The sequence below is a fragment of the Streptomonospora nanhaiensis genome (genome assembly GCF_013410565.1).
Lineage (GTDB): Bacteria > Actinomycetota > Actinomycetes > Streptosporangiales > Streptosporangiaceae > Streptomonospora > Streptomonospora nanhaiensis.
The window spans coordinates 1146190-1167274 of the sequence record NZ_JACCFO010000001.1; the positions used below are offsets into that span (position 1 = coordinate 1146190).

At 75.4% G+C, this 21085-nt stretch carries 19 protein-coding genes and 2 pseudogenes; 7 read left to right on the forward strand and 14 right to left on the reverse strand.

The genetic code is table 11. The annotated features are described in order from the left end of the window. Positions 1 to 487 precede the first annotated feature (487 nt). Complete coding sequence (locus HNR12_RS04935) at positions 488 to 1864, forward strand: MFS transporter (RefSeq protein WP_222600972.1); 1377 nt, start codon at positions 488 to 490, stop codon at positions 1862 to 1864. A gap of 71 nt (positions 1865 to 1935) precedes the next feature. Here HNR12_RS04935 and der read toward each other — a convergent pair whose 3' ends face one another. The 3 genes from der to HNR12_RS04950 all read right to left on the reverse strand — a co-directional run bounded on the left by der (position 1936) and on the right by HNR12_RS04950 (position 5442). Then, the gene (gene der, locus HNR12_RS04940) at positions 1936 to 3363 is read right to left on the reverse strand and encodes a ribosome biogenesis GTPase Der (protein WP_179766380.1); all 1428 of its coding nucleotides are present in this window, start codon (positions 3361 to 3363) and stop codon (positions 1936 to 1938) included. 132 nt (positions 3364 to 3495) lie between these two features. Continuing rightward, positions 3496 to 4209 carry a (d)CMP kinase gene (gene cmk, locus HNR12_RS04945; RefSeq protein WP_179766381.1) on the reverse strand — a complete coding sequence of 238 codons (714 nt, stop codon included), beginning with the start codon at positions 4207 to 4209 and terminating at the stop codon, positions 3496 to 3498. Between the two features lie 114 nt (positions 4210 to 4323). Further along, positions 4324 to 5442, reverse strand: a complete 1119-nt coding sequence (locus HNR12_RS04950) for a prephenate dehydrogenase (protein WP_308118666.1) — start codon at positions 5440 to 5442, stop codon at positions 4324 to 4326. Between the two features lie 436 nt (positions 5443 to 5878). On the opposite strand from HNR12_RS04950, the gene HNR12_RS04955 reads away from it, so the two are divergent. From HNR12_RS04955 to HNR12_RS29430, 5 genes and pseudogenes are all read left to right on the forward strand, one after another. Further along, positions 5879 to 7144, forward strand: coding sequence for a beta-ketoacyl-[acyl-carrier-protein] synthase family protein (locus HNR12_RS04955; RefSeq protein WP_179766383.1), 1266 nt, complete (start codon positions 5879 to 5881; stop codon positions 7142 to 7144). Then, positions 7141 to 8385, forward strand: a complete 1245-nt coding sequence (locus HNR12_RS04960; protein WP_179766384.1) for a beta-ketoacyl synthase N-terminal-like domain-containing protein — start codon at positions 7141 to 7143, stop codon at positions 8383 to 8385. The genes HNR12_RS04955 and HNR12_RS04960 overlap by 4 nt, the downstream gene beginning before the upstream one ends. Before the next feature lie 84 nt (positions 8386 to 8469). Then, positions 8470 to 8727: an acyl carrier protein gene (locus tag HNR12_RS04965; protein WP_179766385.1), complete on the forward strand. Its 258-nt coding sequence runs from the start codon at positions 8470 to 8472 to the stop codon at positions 8725 to 8727. Positions 8728 to 8804: 77 nt separating this feature from the next. Continuing rightward, positions 8805 to 9803 (forward strand): 3-oxoacyl-ACP synthase III family protein, encoded by a 999-nt coding sequence (locus HNR12_RS04970; protein WP_179766386.1) that lies wholly within the window; start codon positions 8805 to 8807, stop codon positions 9801 to 9803. Positions 9804 to 9867: 64 nt separating this feature from the next. Next, positions 9868 to 11033, forward strand: a pseudogene (locus HNR12_RS29430) (SDR family NAD(P)-dependent oxidoreductase). A gap of 202 nt (positions 11034 to 11235) precedes the next feature. On the opposite strand, the pseudogene HNR12_RS29695 reads toward HNR12_RS29430, so the two are convergent. The 3 genes and pseudogenes from HNR12_RS29695 to HNR12_RS04990 all read right to left on the reverse strand — a co-directional run. Further along, a pseudogene (locus HNR12_RS29695) lies at positions 11236 to 11637 on the reverse strand (SDR family NAD(P)-dependent oxidoreductase); the annotation flags it as partial. Between the two features lie 259 nt (positions 11638 to 11896). Then, the gene (locus tag HNR12_RS04985) at positions 11897 to 12205 is read right to left on the reverse strand and encodes a muconolactone Delta-isomerase family protein (RefSeq protein ID WP_179766388.1); all 309 of its coding nucleotides are present in this window, start codon (positions 12203 to 12205) and stop codon (positions 11897 to 11899) included. A 20-nt stretch (positions 12206 to 12225) separates the two neighbouring features. Then, positions 12226 to 13494: a cytochrome P450 gene (locus HNR12_RS04990; RefSeq protein WP_179766389.1), complete on the reverse strand. Its 1269-nt coding sequence runs from the start codon at positions 13492 to 13494 to the stop codon at positions 12226 to 12228. Between the two features lie 282 nt (positions 13495 to 13776). On the opposite strand from HNR12_RS04990, the gene HNR12_RS04995 reads away from it, so the two are divergent. Next, positions 13777 to 14211, forward strand: a complete 435-nt coding sequence (locus HNR12_RS04995; protein ID WP_179766390.1) for a nuclear transport factor 2 family protein — start codon at positions 13777 to 13779, stop codon at positions 14209 to 14211. 104 nt (positions 14212 to 14315) lie between these two features. Here the strand turns inward: HNR12_RS04995 and HNR12_RS05000 are convergent, their stop codons facing one another. The 8 genes from HNR12_RS05000 to HNR12_RS05035 form a co-directional block, all read right to left on the reverse strand. Further along, a complete protein-coding gene (locus HNR12_RS05000) occupies positions 14316 to 15407 on the reverse strand; it encodes an LLM class flavin-dependent oxidoreductase (protein ID WP_179766391.1) in 1092 nt (363 codons plus the stop codon). A 17-nt stretch (positions 15408 to 15424) separates the two neighbouring features. Further along, positions 15425 to 15943: a flavin reductase family protein gene (locus HNR12_RS05005; protein WP_179766392.1), complete on the reverse strand. Its 519-nt coding sequence runs from the start codon at positions 15941 to 15943 to the stop codon at positions 15425 to 15427. Between the two features lie 237 nt (positions 15944 to 16180). Continuing rightward, entirely contained in the window at positions 16181 to 16543 is a 363-nt protein-coding gene (aroH, locus tag HNR12_RS05010; protein ID WP_179766393.1) for a chorismate mutase, read from the reverse strand. A gap of 100 nt (positions 16544 to 16643) precedes the next feature. Then, positions 16644 to 18227 carry a pseudouridine synthase gene (locus HNR12_RS05015; RefSeq protein ID WP_179766394.1) on the reverse strand — a complete coding sequence of 528 codons (1584 nt, stop codon included), beginning with the start codon at positions 18225 to 18227 and terminating at the stop codon, positions 16644 to 16646. Next, positions 18211 to 18798, reverse strand: a complete 588-nt coding sequence (gene scpB, locus HNR12_RS05020) for an SMC-Scp complex subunit ScpB (RefSeq protein ID WP_308118661.1) — start codon at positions 18796 to 18798, stop codon at positions 18211 to 18213. The genes HNR12_RS05015 and scpB overlap by 17 nt, the downstream gene beginning before the upstream one ends. Before the next feature lie 23 nt (positions 18799 to 18821). Next, complete coding sequence (locus HNR12_RS05025; RefSeq protein ID WP_179766395.1) at positions 18822 to 19652, reverse strand: segregation and condensation protein A; 831 nt, start codon at positions 19650 to 19652, stop codon at positions 18822 to 18824. A gap of 73 nt (positions 19653 to 19725) precedes the next feature. Next, complete coding sequence (locus HNR12_RS05030) at positions 19726 to 20100, reverse strand: hypothetical protein (protein WP_179766396.1); 375 nt, start codon at positions 20098 to 20100, stop codon at positions 19726 to 19728. Continuing rightward, positions 20097 to 21056 carry a ParA family protein gene (locus HNR12_RS05035; RefSeq protein WP_179766397.1) on the reverse strand — a complete coding sequence of 320 codons (960 nt, stop codon included), beginning with the start codon at positions 21054 to 21056 and terminating at the stop codon, positions 20097 to 20099. Before HNR12_RS05035 ends, HNR12_RS05030 begins: the two co-directional genes overlap by 4 nt. Positions 21057 to 21085 lie beyond the last annotated feature (29 nt).

The following is a 21085-nucleotide window of genomic DNA, read 5'->3' on the forward strand; positions in this document are numbered from 1 at the left end:
GCTGCGCGCCACCGCACCCCCCGTCCGCCGCGCCCGCGCAGGACGCGCCGGGCGGCCCTCACGCCCGTTTGGGACCGTGCGTGGCACCATGGGCGCACACGGGAGTGCGCGCTGGTCACCGGCTGCGGTGGGCGGTCGAGCCGCCACCACCGCGCGGCCGCGCGAGCGCGAAGGCACGACGGCGCGCGCGGGCGCGGCGGCACAGGACGGAGCGGTCGTGGGCGAATCCGACGCAGCCGGCCGGGGCGGCCACCGGCACGAGGCGCCAGAGCCGGGCGCCGAAGGGGCCGATCCCCGACGGCCGGGCGTTCCCGCGGCCCCGCACGGCTTCCCCTCCGGGACGCCCGCCGAGCAGCCGACCGCCTCCCCCGCCGACTCCGGCTCGCCCTCCGGCGCCCCTGCCGGCACCGCCCCGGGCACCCCGGCCGGCGCCACCGACCACGCGTCCGGCCGCTCCCCCTCCGGCGGCTCCGCCGTCGCCCGCCCCATCGTCGCCGACCACCGCACCACGCGCCGCGCGGTCTTCGCCGCCGCGCTGGGCAACGCCACCGAGTGGTACGACTTCGGGGTCTACAGCTACCTGGCCGTGGTGATCGGCGCGGTGTTCTACCCCGCCGCCTCACCCGCCGTGCAGCTCATCGCCACGTTCACCACCTTCGCCGCCGCCTTCCTGGTGCGCCCGCTGGGCGGCCTGTTCTTCGGCCCGCTGGGCGACCGCATCGGCCGCAAGCGGGTCCTGGCCATCACCATGATCACGATGGCGGTGGGCACCTTCGCCATCGGCCTGATCCCCTCCTACGGCGCCATCGGGATCACCGCCCCCGTGCTGCTGCTGGCGGCCCGGCTCGTGCAGGGGTTCTCCACCGGCGGCGAGTACGGCGGCGCCACCACCTTCATCGCCGAGTACGCGCCCGACCGGCGGCGCGGGTTCTTCGCCTCGTGGCTGGAGTTCGGCACCGTCAGCGGCTACATGGCGGGCGCGCTGCTGGTCACCGTGCTGACCGGGGTGCTCGACACCGCCGACCTGCACTCCTGGGGCTGGCGGATCCCGTTCCTGCTGGCGCTGCCGCTGGGCGCGGTGGGCCTGTACCTGCGGCTGCGGCTGGAGGAGACCCCGGTGTTCACCGCCGCGGAGTCCTTCGGCGAAGCCGGCGCCCACGCGGGCCCGGCCGGGGAGCGCGGCTCGCACCGGCTCCGGGAGACCGTGGTCGGCCAGTGGCGCCCGATGCTGCTGTGCGTCGGACTGGTGCTCGTCTTCAACGTCAACAACTACATGACGACGTCCTACATGCCGACCTACCTCAGCGCGGTGCTGGGCTACAGCCCCACCCACGGGCTGCTGATGGCCCTGGCCGCGATGGCGGCGATGCTGCTGACGGTGGCGCTGGTGGGCCGGCTCAGCGACCGCGTGGGCCGCCGCCCGGTGCTGATGTCGGGCAGCGTGTGCACGGTGGTGCTGGCCCTCCCGGCGTTCTGGCTGCTGCAGCGCGACACCTACGCCGGGGTGCTGGCGGGCATGCTGCTGCTGGCGCTGACCCTGGTGCACTTCTCCGGCGCGGCGCCGGCGGCGCTCCCGGCGTTCTTCCCGACCCGGGTGCGCTACGGGGCGCTGGCCATCGCGTTCAACGTCTCGGTGGCGCTGTTCGGGGGCACCACCCCGCTGGTGGCCGAGGCGCTGGTCGACGCCACCGGCAACCCCTACGCCCCGGCCGCGCAGCTGATGCTGGCCGGGGTGATCGGGATCGTCGCGGTGAGCCTCATGGCGGAGTCGGCCAACCGCCCCCTGCCGGGCGCCCGCGCCACCGTGTCGGCGCGCGACACCGACGGCGCGGGGCCCGCCGGGCGCGGGCGGCCGAGCGGCTGACCCCGGCCGCCCCCGGTGGGGCCCGCCGGGGCCGGTCCCCACCGGTCCGGGCGCGCGCCGCCCGGCGGTCGTCAGCGGTTCCAGTCGGGGCGGGTGCTGCCGCGCGACGCCTTGCCGCCGGACTTGCCCTGCTTCTCGCGGATGCGCATGGTCAGCTTGATCGGGCTGCCCTCGAAGCCGAAGTCCTCGCGCAGCCGCCGCTCGATGAAGCGGCGGTAGTTGTCCTCCAGGAACCCCGTGGTGAACAGCACGAACTGCGGGGGCCGGGCGTCGGCCTGGGTCGCGAAGAGGATCTTGGGCTGCTTGCCGCCGCGCACCGGCGGCGGCGTGGCCGCGACCAGCTCCTTCAGCCAGCCGTTGAGCCGGCCGGTGGGGATGCGGGTGTTCCAGCCCTCCAGGCTGGTGTCCAGCGCGGGCACCAGCCGCTCCATGTGCCGGCCGGTCTTGGCGGAGATGTTCACCCGCGGCGCCCACGACACCCGCGAGAGCTGGCGGTCGATCTCCTTCTCCAGGTAGTAGCGGCGGTCCTCGTCGAGGGTGTCCCACTTGTTGAAGGCCAGCACCAGCGCCCGGCCCGCCTCGACCACCTGCTCCACCACGCGGATGTCCTGCTCGGCCAGCGGCTCGCTGACGTCCATCAGCACCACGGCGACCTCGGCCCGCTCCAGGGCCGAGGACGTGCGCACGGTGGCGTAGTAGTCGGCGCCCTGCAGGGCGCGGAAGCGGCGCCGGATGCCGGCGGTGTCGATGAACGTCCACCGCCGGCCGCCCAGCTCGATGATCTCGTCCACCGCGTCGCGGGTGGTGCCGGCCACGGAGTCGACCACCACCCGGTCCTCACCGGCCAGCCGGTTGAGCAGACTGGACTTGCCCACGTTGGGCCGGCCCACCAGCGCCACGCGCGGCGGCAGGTCGTCGTCCTCCTCCTCGGGCTCGGCGGTCTCGGGCAGGGCCGCGATCACGGCGTCGAGCAGGTCGCCCGAGCCGCGCCCGTGCAGGGCGCTGACCGGGAACGGCTCGCCCACGCCCAGGTTCCACAGCTCCAGGGCGTCGGCCTCCTGCAGCCCGCCGTCGACCTTGTTGGCGGCCAGGACCACGGGCCGGTTGGTGGCGCGCAGCACCCGGGTGACCGCCTCGTCGGCGTCGGTGATGCCCACCGTGGCGTCGACCACGAACAGGATGACGTCGGCGGTCTGCGCGGCGTACTCGGCCTGGCGGGCCACCATGGCGGCCAGTCCGGCGGCGCCGGTCTCCCACCCGCCGGTGTCGACCAGGGTGAACTCCCGGCCCTGCCAGGAGGCGTCGTAGGCGACCCGGTCGCGGGTGACCCCGGGGACGTCCTCGACGACCGCCTCGCGCCGTCCGATGATGCGGTTGACCAGTGAGGACTTGCCGACGTTGGGGCGGCCCACCACGGCCACCACCGGCTTGACCCGGACCTCGCCGTCGCCGTCGCCGTTGTCGGGCCCGCCGCTGCGGGCACGGCTGCTGTCAGTCATTGCGGTACTCCCGGTTTCGCCGCCCCGCGCGCCCAGGATGCGTGCCGCGGAGCGGAAACGGCGCGGCGCCCGGTCGGGCGCCGCGAGCAGTGCTGTGTGAAGGTGGAGCCGCGCCGTGCCGGGCGCGGCCGGCTAGACCGCCGCCGAGGATCCGGTTCCGGCGACCGCCTCGTCGGTCAGCTTGACGACGATCGCGATGACCTCGTCCAGGCTCAGGCCGGTGGTCTCGAGTTCGATCGCGTCCTCGGTCCGGGTCAGCGGCGAGGCCGCCCGGCTGGAGTCGAGGCGGTCGCGGCGCAGCAGGTCGGCCTGGGTGGCCGCGGCGTCGGCGCTGACCTCGCGGCTGCGCCGGTGCGCCCGCGCCTCGGCGCTGGCGGTCAGGTAGATCTTCACAGGGGCGTCGGGGGCCACCACGGTGGTGATGTCGCGCCCCTCGACGACGATGCCTCCGGCCTGCCGCCGCGCCCGCGCGATGATGTCGCGCTGGAGGGCGACCAGGCGCTCCCGCACCTCGGGCACCGCGCTCACGGCGCTGACGTGCGTGGTGACCTCGGGGGTGCGGATCTCACGGGCGACGTCCCGGCCGTCCACCTGGACGGTGGGCGCGGCGGGGTCGGTGCCCATGGTGATGACCGGGTGCGCGGCGGAGGCCGCGACGGCGGCGGGGTCGGCGGTGTCGACCTCGTTGCGCAGCATCCACCAGGTGACGGCCCGGTACATCGCCCCGGTGTCGAGGTACCAGAGGTCGCGTGCCGAGGCGACGCCCTTGGCCGTGCTGGACTTGCCCGACCCCGAGGGACCGTCGATGGCCACGACGACTCCCCCGGCGCTGCCCTGCGCGCTCACGTGGTGCTCTCCTCCGAGGTGTACTTCCATCTCATCTCAGCCATTCAGCCTACAGGCGCCGCGGAGCGTCGGCACCGGCGGAGTACCGCGCCCGCCGGGCGGGCCGGGCGCGGCTCAGGCGTGCACCGACCAGCCCTCGGCGCTGAGGGCGCCGACCAGGCGCTCCACGGCCTCGGGCACCACGAAGAGCTGGGCCACACCCAGCGGCAGGCCGGGCGAGTGGTCGATGCGGACGTCCTCGACGTTGACGTCGGCGGCGCCGGCCGCGGCGAACAGCCGGCCCAGGGCGTTGGGCTCGTCGGGGATGACCACGGGCACCACGGCGTAGTCGGCGGTGCGCGGGGTGCCGTGCTTGCCGGGGATGCGGTCGCGCCCGCGCACGCCGCGCTCCAGCAGGCCCACCACCGAGCGGTCCCACTCCGGTGCCTCGGCCGCGGCCGCGGGGTCGTGCTCGCGGGTGCCCGAGCGCAGGGCGTGGGCGGCGGCGGCGAGGTCGGCGGCGATCTCCTCCAGCACCCCGGCGACGGGGGCGGCGTTGTGCGCCAGGATCTCCCGCCACAGCCGGGGGTCGCCCCCGGCGATCCGGGTGACGTCGCGCACGCCCTGCCCGGCCAGGGCCAGCGCGGTGTCGTCGCCGCCGGCCAGGCGGGCGGCCACGGCGGCCGATGCGACATGGGGGGCGTGGGAGACCAGGGCGACCGCGCGGTCGTGGGCGGGGGCCTCCAGCATGACGGGCTCGGCGCCGCACAGCCGCGCCAGCTCCACCACGGCGGCGACCGCGACCGGGTCGGACTTGCCGGTGGGGCACAGGGCCCAGGAGCGGCCCAGGAACAGGTCGGCGCGGGCGGCGCCGGGGCCGCTGCGCTCGCTGCCGCCCATGGGGTGGCCGGGCACGAAGGTGGCCATGTCGCAGCCGGCGCGCTCGGCGGCCGCCACGATGCCGGACTTCACGCTGGCGGCGTCGGTGTAGACGTGGGCCAGGGCGCGGTCCTGGGCGGCGCGCAGCACGTCGGGCACGGCCGAGGGCGGGGCGGCGATGACGGCGATGTCGGCGGGGCGCTCGGCGGGGCCGTCGGGCAGGGGCTCCCCGGCCCCCAGTTCGCAGGCCAGCCGCAGGGCCGCCGGGTCGGGGTCGGCGAGGGCGACCGCGACCCCGCGCTCGCGCAGCGCCAGCGCGATGGAGGTGCCGATCAGACCGGCGCCGACGACCGCGGCGCGGTGGATCCTGGCCACGTGGCTCCTTGGGTGTGGGCCGGTCCGGGTGCGGGCCGGCGCGTTCCTGGGCGCGCCGCCGCGGCCTCCGCGCGGGCGCGGCCCCGGATCGGATCGGCCGCGCGGCCGGCGGCTGAGCCCGCGGAGCGGGCGCGGCGGCGGGCGCGTCCTACCAGCGTAGAGCACACCGGCGGCCTCGGCCGCCGGTTCCGCCCAGGCCGCCCGCCGCCGGCGCCCGACCGGGTGTACCAGGTCAGCGGCGGTCCGGACGGTCCGCCGCCGGGCGTCGACCCGTTGCCGCATCCGGTCTCGAACGACCCTCGAACCCCGCCGCCCACGATGGGGGCGGTCGCGGCGGCCGCCCCTGGGGCCGGGCGCCGCGGCACCACCTGTCATCGGGCTGCGAAGGAGACGCGGGCATGCTGAGCCAGACGGGGCGCGCCGACGGGTCGGCGCCGTGAACCGCCGGGTGGTGATCACCGGGCTGGGCGCCGTTGCGCCCGGCGGTTCCGACGCGGACGCCTTCTGGCGGCTGCTGGTGGAGGGCCGCACGGCCACCCGCCCGATCACGCTGTTCGATCCCGCGGGGCTGCGCTGCCGCATCGCCGCGGAATGCGACTTCGACCCCGCGGCCCACGGGCTGACCCCGCTGGAGGTGCGGCGCATGGACCGCACCGCCCAGCTCGCCGTGGCCGCCGCAAAGGAGGCGCTGGCCGACAGCGGCCTGGCGGCCGCCCCGGCCGACCCCGACCGCACGGGGGTCTCCATCGGCAGCGCGGTCGGCAACACCATCCGCATGGAGGAGGAGTACGCCGCCGTCAGCGACGGCGGGCGGGGCTGGCTGGTGGACTGGCGCTACGCGGTGCCCTACAGCTACTCCTACATCATCCCCAGTTCGATCGTCGCCGAGGTGGCGTGGCTGGCGGGTGCGGCCGGGCCGGCCGGGGTGGTGACCGCCGGCTGCACCTCGGGCCTGGACGCGGTGGGCCACGCCGCCCAACTGGTGGAGGACGGCTCGGCCGACGTGATGATCACCGGCGCGGCCGACGCGCCGCTCTCGCCGATCACCCTGGCCTGCTTCGACGCCCTCAAGGCGACCACGCCGCGCAACGACGACCCGGCGTCGGCGTGCCGGCCCTTCGACCGCACCCGCAACGGGATCGTGCTGGGCGAGGGGGCGGCGGTGCTGGTGCTGGAGGAGCGCGAGCACGCGCTGGCGCGGGGCGCGGTGATCCACGGCGAGATCCTGGGCTACGGCAGCCGGGCCAACGCCTACCACATGACCGGCCTGCGCTCCGACGGCCGGGAGCTGGCCGAGGCGATCCGCGTGGCGCTGCACGAGGCCAAGACCGCGCCCGAGGACATCGACTACGTCAACGCCCACGGCTCGGGCACGGTGCAGAACGACATCCACGAGACCGCCGCGGTCAAGCGGACGCTGGGCCGGCGCGCCCGCGAGGTGCCGATGAGCTCGATCAAGTCGATGATCGGCCACTCGCTGGGCGCCATCGGAGCGCTGGAGATCGCCGCGTGCGTGCTTGCGCTGCGCCACCAGGCGGTGCCGCCGACGGCCAACCTGCACGAGCCCGACCCCCGGTGCGACCTGGACTACGTGCCGCTGACCGCGCGGGAGGCGCGGCTGGACCGGGTGCTGAGCGTCGGCAGCGGCTTCGGCGGCTTCCAGAGCGCCATCGTGGTCGCCCGCGAGGGGGTGCGGGCGTGAGCGCGGTGTTCACCGGGATCGGGGTGGCCGCCCCCACGGGGATCGGCACCGAGGAGCACTGGGCGGCGACGCTGGCCGGGCGCTGCGCCATCGACCGCATCACCGCCTTCGACCCGGCCTCCTACCCGGTGCGCCTGGCCGGGGAGACCCGGGGGTTCGACCCCGCCGAGCACATGGGGCGCAAGCTGCGCAACCAGACCGACCACATGACCCACCTGGCCGTGGCCGGGGCGGGGATGGCCCTGGCCGACGCCGGAGTCGACCTGGAGTCGGTCGGGGAGTTCGAGCGCGGCGTGGTGGCCGCCAACTCCTCGGGCGGTGTGGCCTTCGGCCAGCGCGAGCTGCAGAAGCTGTGGTCCCACGGCCCCGCCCACGTCAGCGCCTACATGTCGGTGGCCTGGTTCTACGCGGCCACCGCGGGCCAGCTCTCCATCCGCCACGGGCTGCGCGGGCCGTGCATGGTGACCGCCTCGGAGCAGGCCGGCGGGCTGGACGCGGTGGGCCACGCGCGGCGGCAGGTCCGCCGGGGCACCCGGCTGGTGCTCACCGGGGGCACCGACGCCTCGGTGTCGCCGGTGGGGCTGAGCTTCGAGATCGCCACCGGCCTGCTGAGCACCGAGCCGGCGCCCGACCGGGCGTTCGTGCCGTTCGACGCGCGGGCCCGCGGCTACGTCCCCGGCGACGGCGGAGCGATCCTGGTCATGGAGGACGAGGCGGCGGCGCGCGAGCGCGGGGCACCCCGCATCTACGGCCGGCTGGCCGGATACGCCGCCACCTTCGACCCGCCCGACCCGCGGGCGCCCGCGCGCCGCGCGCCGTTCGACCCGCCCTCGGCCCCGGCGGCGCCGCGCCTGCGGCGGGCCGCCGAGAAGGCGCTGGCCGACGCCGGACTGGCCCCCGACGACATCGGGGCGGTCTTCGCCGACGCCTACGGGGTGCCCGAACTGGACCTCGCGGAGTCGCGGGCCGTCGAGGCCGTGTTCGGCCCCGGCGGTGTGCCCGTCACCGCGCCCAAGACGCTGACCGGCCGGCTGTCGGCCGGCGGCAGCGCGCTGGACCTCGCCACGGCGCTGCTGGCGCTGCGCGACGGGGTCATACCGCCCACCGCCAACGTCGACCGGCTCGCGCCGGGGGTCACCGTCGACCTCGTGCGCGAGCCGCGCCCCGCCCCGCTGCGCGCCGTGCTGGTGCTGGCCCGGGGCTACGGCGGCTTCAACGCCGCCGCCGTGGTGACCCGCTGACGCGCGCGGCACCACTTCGGCCGATCGGACAACGCCCGGCGGGCGCCCCCGCGCCCCCGCGCCCCCTGCGAGAGGAGACCCGACATGAGCACGCTCGACATGCCGCGCCTGAAGGAGATCATGCGCGCCACCGCCGACGAGGACACCGACGTCGACTGGGAGGGCGACCTGCTCGACCAGCCCTTCACCGACATGGGCTTCGACTCCCTGGCCGTGCTGGAGATCGCCACCAGCATCCAGCAGCGGTTCGGCCTGGTCATGCCCGACGAGGTCGTGGCCGAGCTGACGACCCCGCGCAGCGTCATCGACTACGTCAACGCGCACCGGCCCGCCACCGCCTGACCCGCGCCGCGCGCCGGCGCGCGGCGCGGGTCCGCCCGCACGCGCGCCGGCGTCCCGAACAGAAAGGGCAGCAGCCGATGCCGACCTTCACCCCCGCACCGCCCCCGCCGCGCGGCGCGCGCATCAGCGGGCTGGGCGTGTACCGCCCCTCGCGGGTGGTGCCCAACGCCGAGATCGCCGAGCGCCTGGGGGTCTTTGAACGGCAGCTGGCCAGGCGCTCGGGCATCCGGCACCGCCGCTTCGCCGAGCCCCACGAGACGCTGACGGCCATGGCCGCCGCGACCGCGCTCAAGCGCGCCGGGGTGGACGCCGCCGACCTGGGCTGCGCCGTCGTGGCCACCACCACCCACCTGAGCCAGATGCCCTCGGCCGCCACGGCGGTGCTGCGCGAACTGGGCGGCAACGGCGTCGCGGGCTTCGACATCCTCGCCGCCTGCGCCGGGTTCCCCTACGCCGTGGGGCTGGCCCGCGACATGGTGGCCGCCGGAAGCGCCGAGCACGTCCTGGTGGTCGGCGCCGAGCGGATCTCCGACATCCTCGACCACGACGACCCCGCCACCGCGTTCCTGTTCGGCGACGGCGCCGGGGCGGTGGTGGTCAGCGCGGCCGACCGGGCGGCGATCGGCCCCGTGGTGTGGGGCAGCGACGTCGACCGGCCCGACGCGGTGGGCATGACCGGCCGCTGGGTGCCCGAACTGCGCGCGGACCCGGCGCTGCCCTGGCCGCGCCTGGGCATGGTCGGCTGGAAGGTCTACCGGTGGGCCACCACCGAACTGGCCCCGGCGGCGCGCCTGGCGGTGGCGCGCGCCGGGCTCACCCTCGACGACATCGACGCGTTCATCCCCCACCAGGCCAACATGCTCGTCACCGACGCACTGGTCCGCCAGCTGGGCCTGGGCGCGCACGTGGCGGTGGCCCGGGACATCGCCGAGTCGGGAAACACGTCCTCGGCGTCCATCCCCCTGGCCATGGAGGCGCTGAGCGCCTCGGGCGCCGTGCGTCCGGGCCAGCGCGCCCTGTGCATCGGGTTCGGCTCGGGGCTGGTCTACGCGGCCCAGGTCGTGGACATCCCCTGACACCGCACCCTCGAGGGCTCTTGCCCCCTTCGCCGATCCCCCGCAGCACGAAGGAGACGAGTACGTGAGCGAGAACCCACGGCCGCCGGTCCTGATCACCGGCGGCACCAGCGGCATAGGACTGGCCTGCGCGCGGACGCTGGGCCGCGCCGGCCACCGGGTGTACGTGTGCGCCCGCACCACCGAGGACGTCGTCCGCACCGTCAAGCGGCTGCGCGAGGAGGGGATCTCTGCTGACGGGCGCGCCTGCGACGTCCGCGACTCCGCCTCGGTGGCCGATCTGGTCGCCGCGGCCACCGACCGCTTCGGCGCGGTGGGCGTCCTGGTCAACAGCGCCGGGCGCAACGGCGGCGGCGTCACCCGCGACGTGTCCGAGGAGCTGTGGCGCGACGTCGTGGAGACCAACCTCACCGGCGTCTTCCTGACCACCCGCCAGGTGCTGGCCGAGGGCGGGATGCTGGACCTGCCCAGCGGCCGGATCGTCAACATCGCCTCCACCGGGGGCAAGCAGGGCGTGGCCTTCGCCGCGCCGTACTCGGCCAGCAAGCACGGGGTGGTGGGGTTCAGCAAGGCCCTGGGCAAGGAGCTGGCCGCCACCGGCACCACGGTCAACGCGGTGTGCCCCGGCTACGTCGAGACGCCGATGGCCGAGCGGGTGCGCGCCGACTACGCGGCGGGCTGGTCGGTCAGCGAAGAGGAGGCGGCCACCGTGGAGTTCCTGACGGGACCCGACGGCGCCCACTACTTCATGGAGGTCAACAGCCGCATCCAGGTCGAGCACCCGGTCACCGAGATGGCCTACGGCGTGGACCTGGTGCGCGAGCAGCTCCTGGCGGCGGCGGGCGAGCCGCTGTCGGCCGAACTGGCGGCGGCGCGGCCGCGCGGCGCGGTCATCGAGTGCCGGGTCAACGCCGAGGACCCCGAGCGCGGCTTCGCGCCCGCGCCGGGCACGCTGGAGGAGTTCACCCCGCCGGGCGGGCCGTTCGTGCGCGTGGACACCCACGCCCGCGCCGGATGCGGATCCCCGCCGCCTACGACTCCCTGCTGGCCAAGGTCGTGGTGTGGGCGCCCGACCGCACGCAGGCGCTGGCGCGGGCGGTGCGGGCCCTGGAGGAGTTCCGGGTGGCGGGCGCGGGCGTGCGCACCACCATCCCGTTCCTGCTGCGGGTGCTGCGCGACCCCGACTTCCGCGCCGGGCGGCACGACACCGGCCTGGTCGCCCGCCTGTAGCCCGCGCCGCCGCCCCGCCGTCGCGCCCGTGCCCCGCGCCCCCGCGCGGGGCACGGGCGTGTGCGCCCCCTCCCCGCGCGCGGAAACACAGGATTAACCGTCCGGATTCGGTCACGCGAATTACGCGGCTGGTGTGGGCGAAGTCGCCGAAGTGGACGTCGCTGCTGACCAGCACCACCCGCGCCGGGGGGACCAGGGCGTCCCGCAGCAGCCGCACCAGCAGGTAGTGGCCCAGGACGTTGACACCGAAGGTGAGCTCGAAGCCGTCCTCGGTCGTCTGGTCGGCGGTGGTGGTCTGCAGGCCGGCGTTGCCGACCAGGGCCGCCAGCCGCGGCAGGGTCCCGGCGGTCAGCCGCTCGCCCAGCTCGGCCGCCGCGGAGCGGACGCTGTCGAGCGAGGCGAAGTCGCAGTGCAGCGGGTGGACGTTGGGGTTGCCGGACTCGTCGGCGAGCCGCCGGGCCACCGTGGCGGGGGCCTCGCACACCGCGACCACGACGTGGCGGTCGGGATCGGCGCGCAGCAGCTTTAGCGCGGTGTGGTAGCCCAGGCCGCGGCTCGCGCCCGTGACGACCGCGCTATGGGCGCCGGTCTTCATCGCAGCCATGCAGAGTCTCCCTCTAAAAATCGTGAAACCGAGCGGACCGAGCGTGGAACCGTACTCATTCTAGGGAGTCCGGGCGCCCGCGGAAGTGGAGCGGAAAAAGGAAACCAAGAATTGACCCGGTGCACTCGGACGGCCGTTTCCGCGATCTTGGGAAAAGGATCTTCGCTGGTTTTTCCGGTGCTTTCGGGGTACGGCGGGGCGGCCCGGCGGACCCGTCGGGGCCGCCGGGCCCGGCCGGGCCGCATGGGCGGACGCGGCGTCAGGCCGCCTGGTCAGCGGGGGCGCCGGGCGGGAGACCGCCGAACCGGGTGCCGTCCACCACCGGTGTGACGGTGTACTCCACATAGGGGACCATCGGGCTCCCGTTGAGGTAGTCCAGGAGTTCGGCGTGGGAATCCACCTCGAAGATGTTGGTGGCGCCGAAACCGCCGACGCGCACCCAGGCGTGCACGATCACGCCTTTTTCGTGAAGGTCTTTCATGTACCGCAATGCGCGGCGGAAACGGTCCTCGAACTCCGCTCCGCTGATACCGGCCGGATTTCCTTTGGTGACGACCTCGAACAGCATGCCGCTTTCCTTCCCTTGGCTCATCGGTTGTCGGCGGTGACGATGAAGGAGCTGAACTCGCGCAGCGGGATGGAGCGGCGGCGCACCGGTTCGGCCGCCGCGCGCAGCCCCGGGAAGCGCCGGCGCAGCTCCCGCAGCAGCACCGTGATCTCCAGCCGGGCCAGCCCTGCGCCCAGGCAGTAGTGGATGCCCGCGCCGAACATCAGCGGGTTGGCGGCGGCGCGGGCGGGGTCGAATCGGTCGGAGTCGGGGAACCGGCGGGGGTCGCGGTTGGCCGAGCCGATCAGCAGCCGCACCTCGCGCCCGGCGGGCACCGCGACGCCGCCGATGCGGGTGTCCACGGCGGTGTAGCGGCGCGCGGCGGCCACCGGTCCCGGCGTCTCCCACCGCAGCAGCTCGTCCACGAACGCCCCGGCGGTCTCCTCGGCGTCCAGCCAGTGCGCGTGCTCGGGGTGGGCCAGCAGGGTCGCCACGCCGTTGTCGGCGGCGATGGCCGGGGTCTCGAACCCGGCCGCCCACAGGGTGAACACCATGGTGCGCAGCTCGTCCCCGCTGAGCCGGTCGCCGTCCTCGTCGTGCACCGACACCAGCCCCGACAGCAGGTCGGAGCGGGGCTCGCGGCGCCGCTGGGCCACCAGGACGTCGAGGTAGTCCCCGAACTCCGCGAAGGCGGCGTCGGCGTCGGTGAACTGCTCCTCGCCCGCCGCCGGGTCGACCACGTGCAGCATGCGGGGCACCAGGGCCGACACGTGCGGCAGGTCGGCCTCGGGGATCCCCAGCAGCCGGGCGAGCACGTGCATGGGCAGCGGCACCGACACCTCGCGGTGCAGGTCGACGCTGCCCTCGGCGCGCATCCGCTCCTGGGCGCGGTCCAGCAGCCGGGCGCACACGCGTTCGATCTCGGGCCGCATGCCGTTGATCCGGCGCGGGGTGAACTCGCGGGAGACCAGGCGGCGCAGCCGGGTGTGGCCGGGCGGGTTGTGCCCCACCAGCGAGGTTTGGAAGATGCGGTAGGCCTCGTGCTGGGCGGCCTGCGGGAACAGCGCGGCCAGCATCTCCTCGTCGATCGCGCGGAAGACCTCGTGGTCGCGCAGCACCTGGTCGCAGTCGGCGTAGCCGGAGACGACGTAGGCGTTGAAGCCCCCGCTCCAGGCGACGGGCGCGTTCTCCCGCAGCCACGCGTAGACGGGGTAGGGGTCGATGTCCCCGCGCATCATCAGTCCGAACAGCATCTCGTCGACCGAGGCTCCCGCGGGCTGCCGGGGCTGCTCGGTCCGCTCAGCGGTCATGGCACGTGCTCCCTGCCGGGTTCCGGCGGCGCCGGGCCGCTCGGGGGTGGATGGACGGGCCGGGGACCCAGGGCGGGCCCCGCGGGCGGACAGCGGCGGTGCGGAGCCGCCCGGCCGCTGCGGCCGCCCGGCCAGGCTGCCCCGCGGCGCTCGACGTCGCCTGGAGATCGGGTCGCGGCCGCCGGCGCCCCCGCGGCGCCTCCAGCCGCCGTCGACCCGACGACGACCGGCGGGCGCCAGGCTGGCCCCGGCAAGCCGCCCACACGCCAGCCAGGAGGTGCCATGCCGACCACGTCCCAGCAGGTCGCGCCCGAGACCGTCAGCCGGGTGCGGCAGTTCTACGCCGAGCAGATGCAGCTCATCGACGACGGCGACGTCGCGGGGTGGGCGGCGACGTTCACCGAGGACGCCGTCTTCTCCTCCAACGGGCTGCCCGCGCCCGGGCACGGGCGCGCCGCCATCGAGGCCGGCGCCCTGCGGGCCGCCGCCGAGCGGCGGGCGCGCGGTGCCCGCCACCGGCACGTGCAGTCGGCGCTGGCCGTGCGCGATGCGGGCGCCGGCACCCTGCGCTGCCGCTCCTATGTGACCGTGGTGGAGACGCTGCCCGGCGCCCCGCCGGTGCCGGTCGCCCAGACCGTACTGGAGGACGAACTGGTCCTCCACGGCGGCGAGCCGCGGGTCCGCGCGCGCACCGTCGTGCGCGACGACCTGCGCTGAGCGCCCGGGGAGGCGGGCCGCGCCGCACCCCTGCCCCGGGCGCGCCCGCCTCCCCGGGTCCGCCGCCGGGCCGCCGCGCGGCCGGGCGGCGGCCCGGCCGCGCCTCAGCGCGCGGCGGCCGGGCTCTGCTCGCGCGGGCGGGTGAACTCCGGCAGCACCCGGTCGGCGAGCACCCGCAGCGTGCGCTCGGCCCGCTCCACCGTCGTGGTGCCGGAGTTGACGTGCAGGCTGACGGTGACCTCGCCGAAGTGCTCCCGGATCCGCCGCAGCCGCTCGGCGATCTCCTCGGGCGTGCCCACCAGCAGCTTGTCCTCGCGCAGCGAGGCGTCGTAGTCGATCCGCTTGACGCCCTCCACCAGCCGCTCGTAGCCCTGGTACTGGTCGCTGCGGGTCCGGCCCCAGGCGGTCACGGCCTCGGCCAGCTTGGCGCGGTAGTTGTCGGCGTAGGCGCGCCCGGCCGCGTAGGCGGCGGAGCTGTCGTGCTCGTCCAGGTAGCACTCGTAGCTGACGTGGACGTGCTCGGCGCCGGGTGCCCCGCCCGAGGCCGCCCAGCCCTCCCGGTAGACCGCCAGCAGCCCCTGGAGGCGTTCGCGGTCCAGGATCGAGGGCACCACCATCAGCCCGTGGCCGGCCCGCCCGGCCGCCGCGCACGACTCGGGGCTGAAGGCCGCGGCCACCAGGATCGCCGGGTGCGGCCGCTGGTAGGGGCGCGGCAGCAGCGTGAGCGGACCGAAGGCGTAGTGGCGGCCCTCGAAGCGCACGTCCTCCTCGGTCCACAGCCGGCGGCACGCCTCCACGCCCTCCTGGAACCGCTCGCGGCTCTCGTCCATGGGGACCCCGAACGCGTCGAACTCGTCCGGCAGGAACGCCCGGCCGAACCCGGCCTGCAGGCGGCCCCGCGAGATGTTGTCCAGCATCGCGAGCTTGCCCGCGAGCTTGAGGGGGTGGGTGAACGCGGGGATGGCCGCGCCGGTGACCAGGCGGACGGACGCGGTGCGCGCCGCGGCGGCGGCCAGGAACGTCACCGGGTCGGGGCTGTAGCCGCCGTAGGGGTGGAAGTAGTGCTCGACGGTCTTGACGTGGTCCAGGCCGAGTTCGTCGGCGACCTCGGCCAGCCGCAGGCACTCGGCGAAGTAGCGGTCGGCCGGCTTCTCGGCGGGGCCGACGGTGGGGAAGAAGTTGATCCCGAATCGCATGGCATCTCCCGGTTCGTTCACGGACGCGGTGCGCGCGGAGGGCCGGGCCGCCAGCTCCCGTACTCGCGCTGGAGGTAGACGAGCGCGGGCCGGTCGTAGACCGCGCCCGCCTGGGGCGCGCCGATGACCAGGACGTGGTCGGCGACGTCGAGGAAGTCCACGGCGACGCACTCCACGGTGGCCACGCTGTCGGCGTAGAGCACCGGCGCTCCCGAGGCGCGGTCGGAGGGGCGGTGCCGCACGCCCCGGAACTTGTCCTCGCCGGTTCCCGCGAAGCGGCGGGACAGCTCCTCGCCGCCGGCCGCCAGCAGGTTCACGGCGAACGCCTTGCTGGCGGTGATCGCCCCCAGGGTGCGGGCCTGCCGGCCGACGCACACCAGCAGCAGCGGGGGCTCCACCGACACCGAGGCGATCGCGTTGCTGGTGAACCCCTGCGGCCGGCCGGAGCGGTCGACCGAGGTCACCACGGCCACACCGTTGGCGAACCTCCCCATGATCAGCCGCATCCGAACGGAGTCGACCACCTCGGCGGGCATCAGGACCTCCCCTGCCGCCCCGCCGGCCGCCGGGGCTCGGCGGCCGGGGGCGCGCTGTCGCACAGCACGATCGCCGACCATGTTCGAGACGGCGTCGAGCCCCGGTTGAGGGCGCGGGAGGCGGCGGGAGCGGCGGGGCGCAACGGCGCGGGGCCCGCCGCGCGGCCCTGTGCGGGCGTGCGGCGGGCCCCGGTGGCGGGCCCGGTCCGGTCCGGGCCGGGCGTTGGGCTGTGCGGCCTACTGGGCGATGTCCAGGCGCAGGGCCTGGGCACCGCGCAGGTAGACGTGCTGCAGCTCGGCGCGCGGCCGGTCGGTCTCGACATGGGCCATCAGCCGCACCACGCGCGGCAGGGCGTGCGGCACCGCGATCTCGGTGGCACACATCAGCGGGACGTCGGTGAATCCGATCTTGCGCGCCGCCAGGGCGGGGAACTCCGAGCTGAGGTCGGGCGTGGCCGTGAACAGCACGCTGATCACGTCGTCGGTGGTGAGGTCGTTGCGGCGCATGACCTCGGCCACCAGCTCGGCGGTGGCCTCCAGCACGAGGTCGCGCTCGTCGCCCTCGACCTGGACCGCACCCCGGATCGCTCGTACTGCCACTTTCGCCCGTCCTTTGCACTCTCGTTCTCGGCCGCGGCCGCCGCCGTGCGGCGCGGCCGAGCGGCGGCGCGCGGGTCGGGCCCGCGCGCCGCCGGGATGATCACATACCCGCGGCAGTGTAAAGCTCGCTGACCTCGTTGGCGGTCAGCGCCCGCATGGTGCCCGGCTTGAGGGTGTTGATCCCCACCGGGCCGATCTGCGTGCGCGCGAGGTCGGAGACCGGGTGCCCCACCGCGTCCAGCAGCCGCCGCACGATGTGCTTGCGCCCCTCGTGCAGCCGGACCTCCACGAGCGCCTGCGGCTCGCCGTTCTCCACGACGCGGAAGGAGTCGACCTCGACCGGGCCGTCCTCCAGTTCCACGCCGCCGCGGACCTCGCGCACCACCTCGCGCGGCACCGGTCCCGGCACCTTGGCGATGTAGGTCTTGACGACCCGGTAGCGCGGGTGGGTGAGCCGGTTCGCCAGCTCGCCGTCGTTGGTCAGCAGGATCAGGCCCTCGGTCTCGGTGTCGAGCCGACCGACGTGGAAGAGCCGCTCCTCGGTCTGGCCGGTGTAGTCGGCCAGGGTGGGGCGGCCCTCGGGGTCCCACATGGTGCTGACCACGCCGCGCGGCTTGTGCAGCGCGAAGTACAGCTTGTCGGGGGCGGTGACCACGCGCATGCCGTCGACCCGGATCTCGGAGGCCTCGGGGTCGACCCGGGCGCCGAAGCGGCGCACGGTGTGGCCGTCGACGGTGACCCGGCCGGCCACGATCAGCTCCTCGCTGGCGCGGCGGCTGGCCACGCCCGCCTGGGCGAGCGCCTTCTGCAGCCGGATGCCGCCGGGGACGTCGGTGTAGGTGTCGCGGTCGTCGTCGGCGCGGTCGTCGTCGCGCGGGTCGTATTCGGCGCGCAGCGTGTTCAGCCGGGCGCGCGCCGCCGGGGACAGGTCGCGCTCGGCCTGGCCGCCGCCGCGCGGCACGCGGCTGTCGCGGAAGTCGCGGGCGGCCGGGCCGCGGCCCGTGGCCCGGAACTTGTGGTCGTCGCGGCGGGTGTAGACGCGGGAGGACGAGCGCGCGGGACGCTCGGACCGCTCCGACCGGTCGGTGCGGGCGGTGCGATCGGCGCGGTCCGCGCCCCGGCGAGCGCGGCTGTCGGCGCCCCGGGCCGAGCCGGCGCGCTCGCCCGGCCGGCCGCGCCCGCCCCGGTCGGTGCGCTCGAATCGGTCGTCGCGGGAGGACCGGTCGGACCGGTCGGCGCGCTCCCGCTGGTCGCGGTACTCGCGGTGGTCCCGGCGGTCGCGGTCGCGGCCCTCGCCGCGGGCCCCGCGGTCGTCGCGGGCGGGCCGGCCGCCGCGCGCCGGGGAGTCGCCCCGGCCGGGCCGATCGTCGCGGGCGGAGCGCCCGTAGCCGCCCGGGCCGCCCGAGCGCGCGGGGCGTTCGCCCCGAGCGCCGCCGCCGGCGCGGTCGGACCGCTCCGCCCGGCCGCCCCGCGCGAAGCGGTCGCCGGAGGAGCCGCGGGCCGCCCCGCGGTTGCCGTCACGCCCCGTAGAGCCGGAGGCCCCGCGGGCGCCGCCGCGCGGGCCCCGGGCCGAGGTGTCGTGGTCGCCGCGCTCACCGCGCGGGGCGGACCGGCCGCGCTCGGCGCGGCGGTCGTCGTGGTCCCGCTCACCGCGGGATCGGGAGTTCTTACGTGGCGTGTTCACCGGTGTCGTCAAAACCTTCGATGTCGTCAGGCAGGAAGGGGGCGAGGTCGGGGAGTTCACCGAGGTCGCGAAGGCCAAGGCGCTCCAGGAAATAGGTGGTGGTGCGGTAGAGCAGGGCGCCGGACTCCGGGTCCTGTCCGGCCTCCTCGATCAGGCCCCTCAGTACGAGGGTACGCATAACCCCGTCGCAGTTCACACCGCGCACCGCCGAGACCCGTCCGCGCGACACCGGCTGGCGGTAGGCCACCACCGCCAGCGTCTCCAGCGCGGCCTGGGTCAGGCGGACCTCCTGGCCCTCCTTGAGGAAGTGCTCGACCACGGCCGCGCACTCGGGCCGGGTGTAGAACCGCCATCCCTCGGCCACCTGGCGCAGGTCGAACCCGCGCCCCTGCGCGGTGTACTCGCGCGACAGCTCGGCGAGCACCCGCGCGATCTCGTCGACCGGGCGGTCGAAGGCCCGCGCCAGGTCGTACTCGGCGACCGGCTGGTCCACCACCATCAGCACGGCCTCCAGGTCGCGGCGCAGCTCCGCCGCGCCGTCGCCGCCGGCCGCCGCGGGCCGGTCCGCCACCGCCTCCTCGTGCTCCACCGCGCTCACTCCTCGTCCTCGCCCTCGCGCTTGGCCTGGTCGAACTCGTCGGACACCGCGATCGCGCCCTGGGCGCTGCCGGTCCAGGTGATCACCAGCTCGGCCAGCGGCTCGGGCTGGTCGAACCCCACACTGGCCGCCCGGTACAGCTCCAGCAGCGCCAGGAACCGCGCGACGACCTCGAAGGTACCGGCGCAGTCGGCGGTCAGCTCGGCGAACGTCAGCCGCCCGTGCTCGCGCAGCGCCCGCACCACCAGTTCGGCCTGCTCGCGCACCGAGGTGCGGGTCTGGTGGATGTGGGTCACCGGGACGCTGGGCGGCTCGCGGGGGGTGAACACCCGCGCCGCCAGCATCGCGAACTCCTGCGGGCCGAGCTTGATGAACACGTCGGGGCGCGCCTCGGCGAACCGCGGCTCCAGGCGCACCGCGCGCGGGAAGCGCCGCCCCTGCGCGGCCAGGCGCCCGGCCAGCACGGCGGCGGCCTCCTTGTAGGCGCGGTACTGCAGGAGGCGGGCGAACAGCAGGTCGCGCGCCTCCAGCAGGGCGAGGTCGGCCTCGTCCTCCACGTCGCCGCGCGGCAGCAGCCGCGCCGCCTTGAGGTCCAGCAGCGTGGCGGCCACCAGCAGGAAGTGGCTGGCCTGGTCGAGGTCCCAGTCGTCCTCGTGGGCGCGGATGTGGGCGATGAACTCGTCGGTGACCTTCGACAGCGACACCTCGGTGATGTCGAGCTTGTGCTTGGAGATCAACCCGAGGAGCAGGTCGAAGGGCCCCTCGAAGTTGTCCAGGTGCACCTGGAATCCGCCGTCGGAGACGGCCTCGCCGCCGGGAGCGCTCATGGGCGCGCCCGCGGCGAGGCCGGGCTGGTCTGGGTCATCGTTCCAGGGTGGCACCGTTGAACCGGTGCCCTGTTCACGTCTCGCTCAGCCGCCGCACCAGCATGCTGGAGGCGCCGTGCTCCTCGAAGTCGGCCAGCAGCACCGCCACCGCCTCGCGGACGATGCGGCCGCGGTCGGCCGTGAGGCCGTGGTCGCCCCGCAGGGTCAGCCGGGTCTGCTCCAGCGCCAGCAGTTCGGGCGCCGAGATGTAGACGGTGATCTTCTCGTCGTGGCGCTGGCGGCCACTGGGCCGCGGCGGACGCGCCGGACGGGCGCGCGGCACCGGCCGCGTGGTGCCGGAGGCCCCGGCCGAGCGGGCGGCCGGCGGCTCGGGCGCCGATGGTGCGGGCTCGGGTCCGGTGGGCTCCGACGACCGGAAGAACAGCTCGTCGGCGCCCGGCAGCGTCACACGTCGTGTCCGCTGATTGGCCACCTGGCCAGCACCTCCTTCGCGAGCTCCCGGTAGGCGTTGGCACCCGCCGACGACGAGTCGAAGCGGGTGATGGGCTCCCCGGCCACGGTGGCGTCGGGGAAGCGGACGGTGCGGTTGATGACGGTGCCGTAGACCTTGTCGCCGAACCCGTCGATGATGGTGGCCAGCACCTCGCGCGCGTGCAGGGTGCGCGGGTCGTACATGGTGCCCAGGAAGCCGTCGATGACCAGGCGCTCGTTCAGCCGCTCCTGCACCTTCTGGATGGTGTCCATGAGCAGCGCGACACCGCGCAGCGCGAAGAACTCGCACTCCAGCGGTACGATCACGCCGTCGGCGGCGGTGAGCGCGTTGACGGTGAGCAGGCCCAGCGACGGCTGGCAGTCGATGAGCACGACGTCGTAGTCGTCGATGACCGGGCGCAGGGCGCGCGAGAGCATGTGCTCGCGGGCGACCTCGCCCACCAGCTGGACCTCGGCCGCCGACAGGTCGATGTTGCTCGGGATGAGGTCGAGGCCGTCGACGTCGGTCTTGATCAGGACGTCCTCGACGGTGACGTCGCGCTGCATGAGCAGGTTGTAGACGGTGAGGTCGAGCTCGCGCGGATCCAGCCGCCCCAGCCCCACCGACAGCGCGCCCTGCGGGTCGAAGTCGACCAGCAGCACCCGCCTGCCGTACTCGGCGATCGCCGCGCCGAGGTTGATCGTCGTTGTGGTCTTGCCGACCCCGCCCTTCTGATTACACAGTGCTACGATGCGTGCCGGACCGTGGCTGTCCAACGGCGCCGGTACCGGGAACTCCGGTTTCGGTCTGTTCGCTTGCAGTGCCGCCCCCGTGCTGCGCGTTTCCCCCCATGGGTTGCTCGCCGGGGAGTCCGGCATGTTTTCGTCGACGGGGCCGACCGGCTCCGCGTCGTCGTACTCCGACCAGCTCACAACCCTTGACCTCCCTACGGACCCGCCGG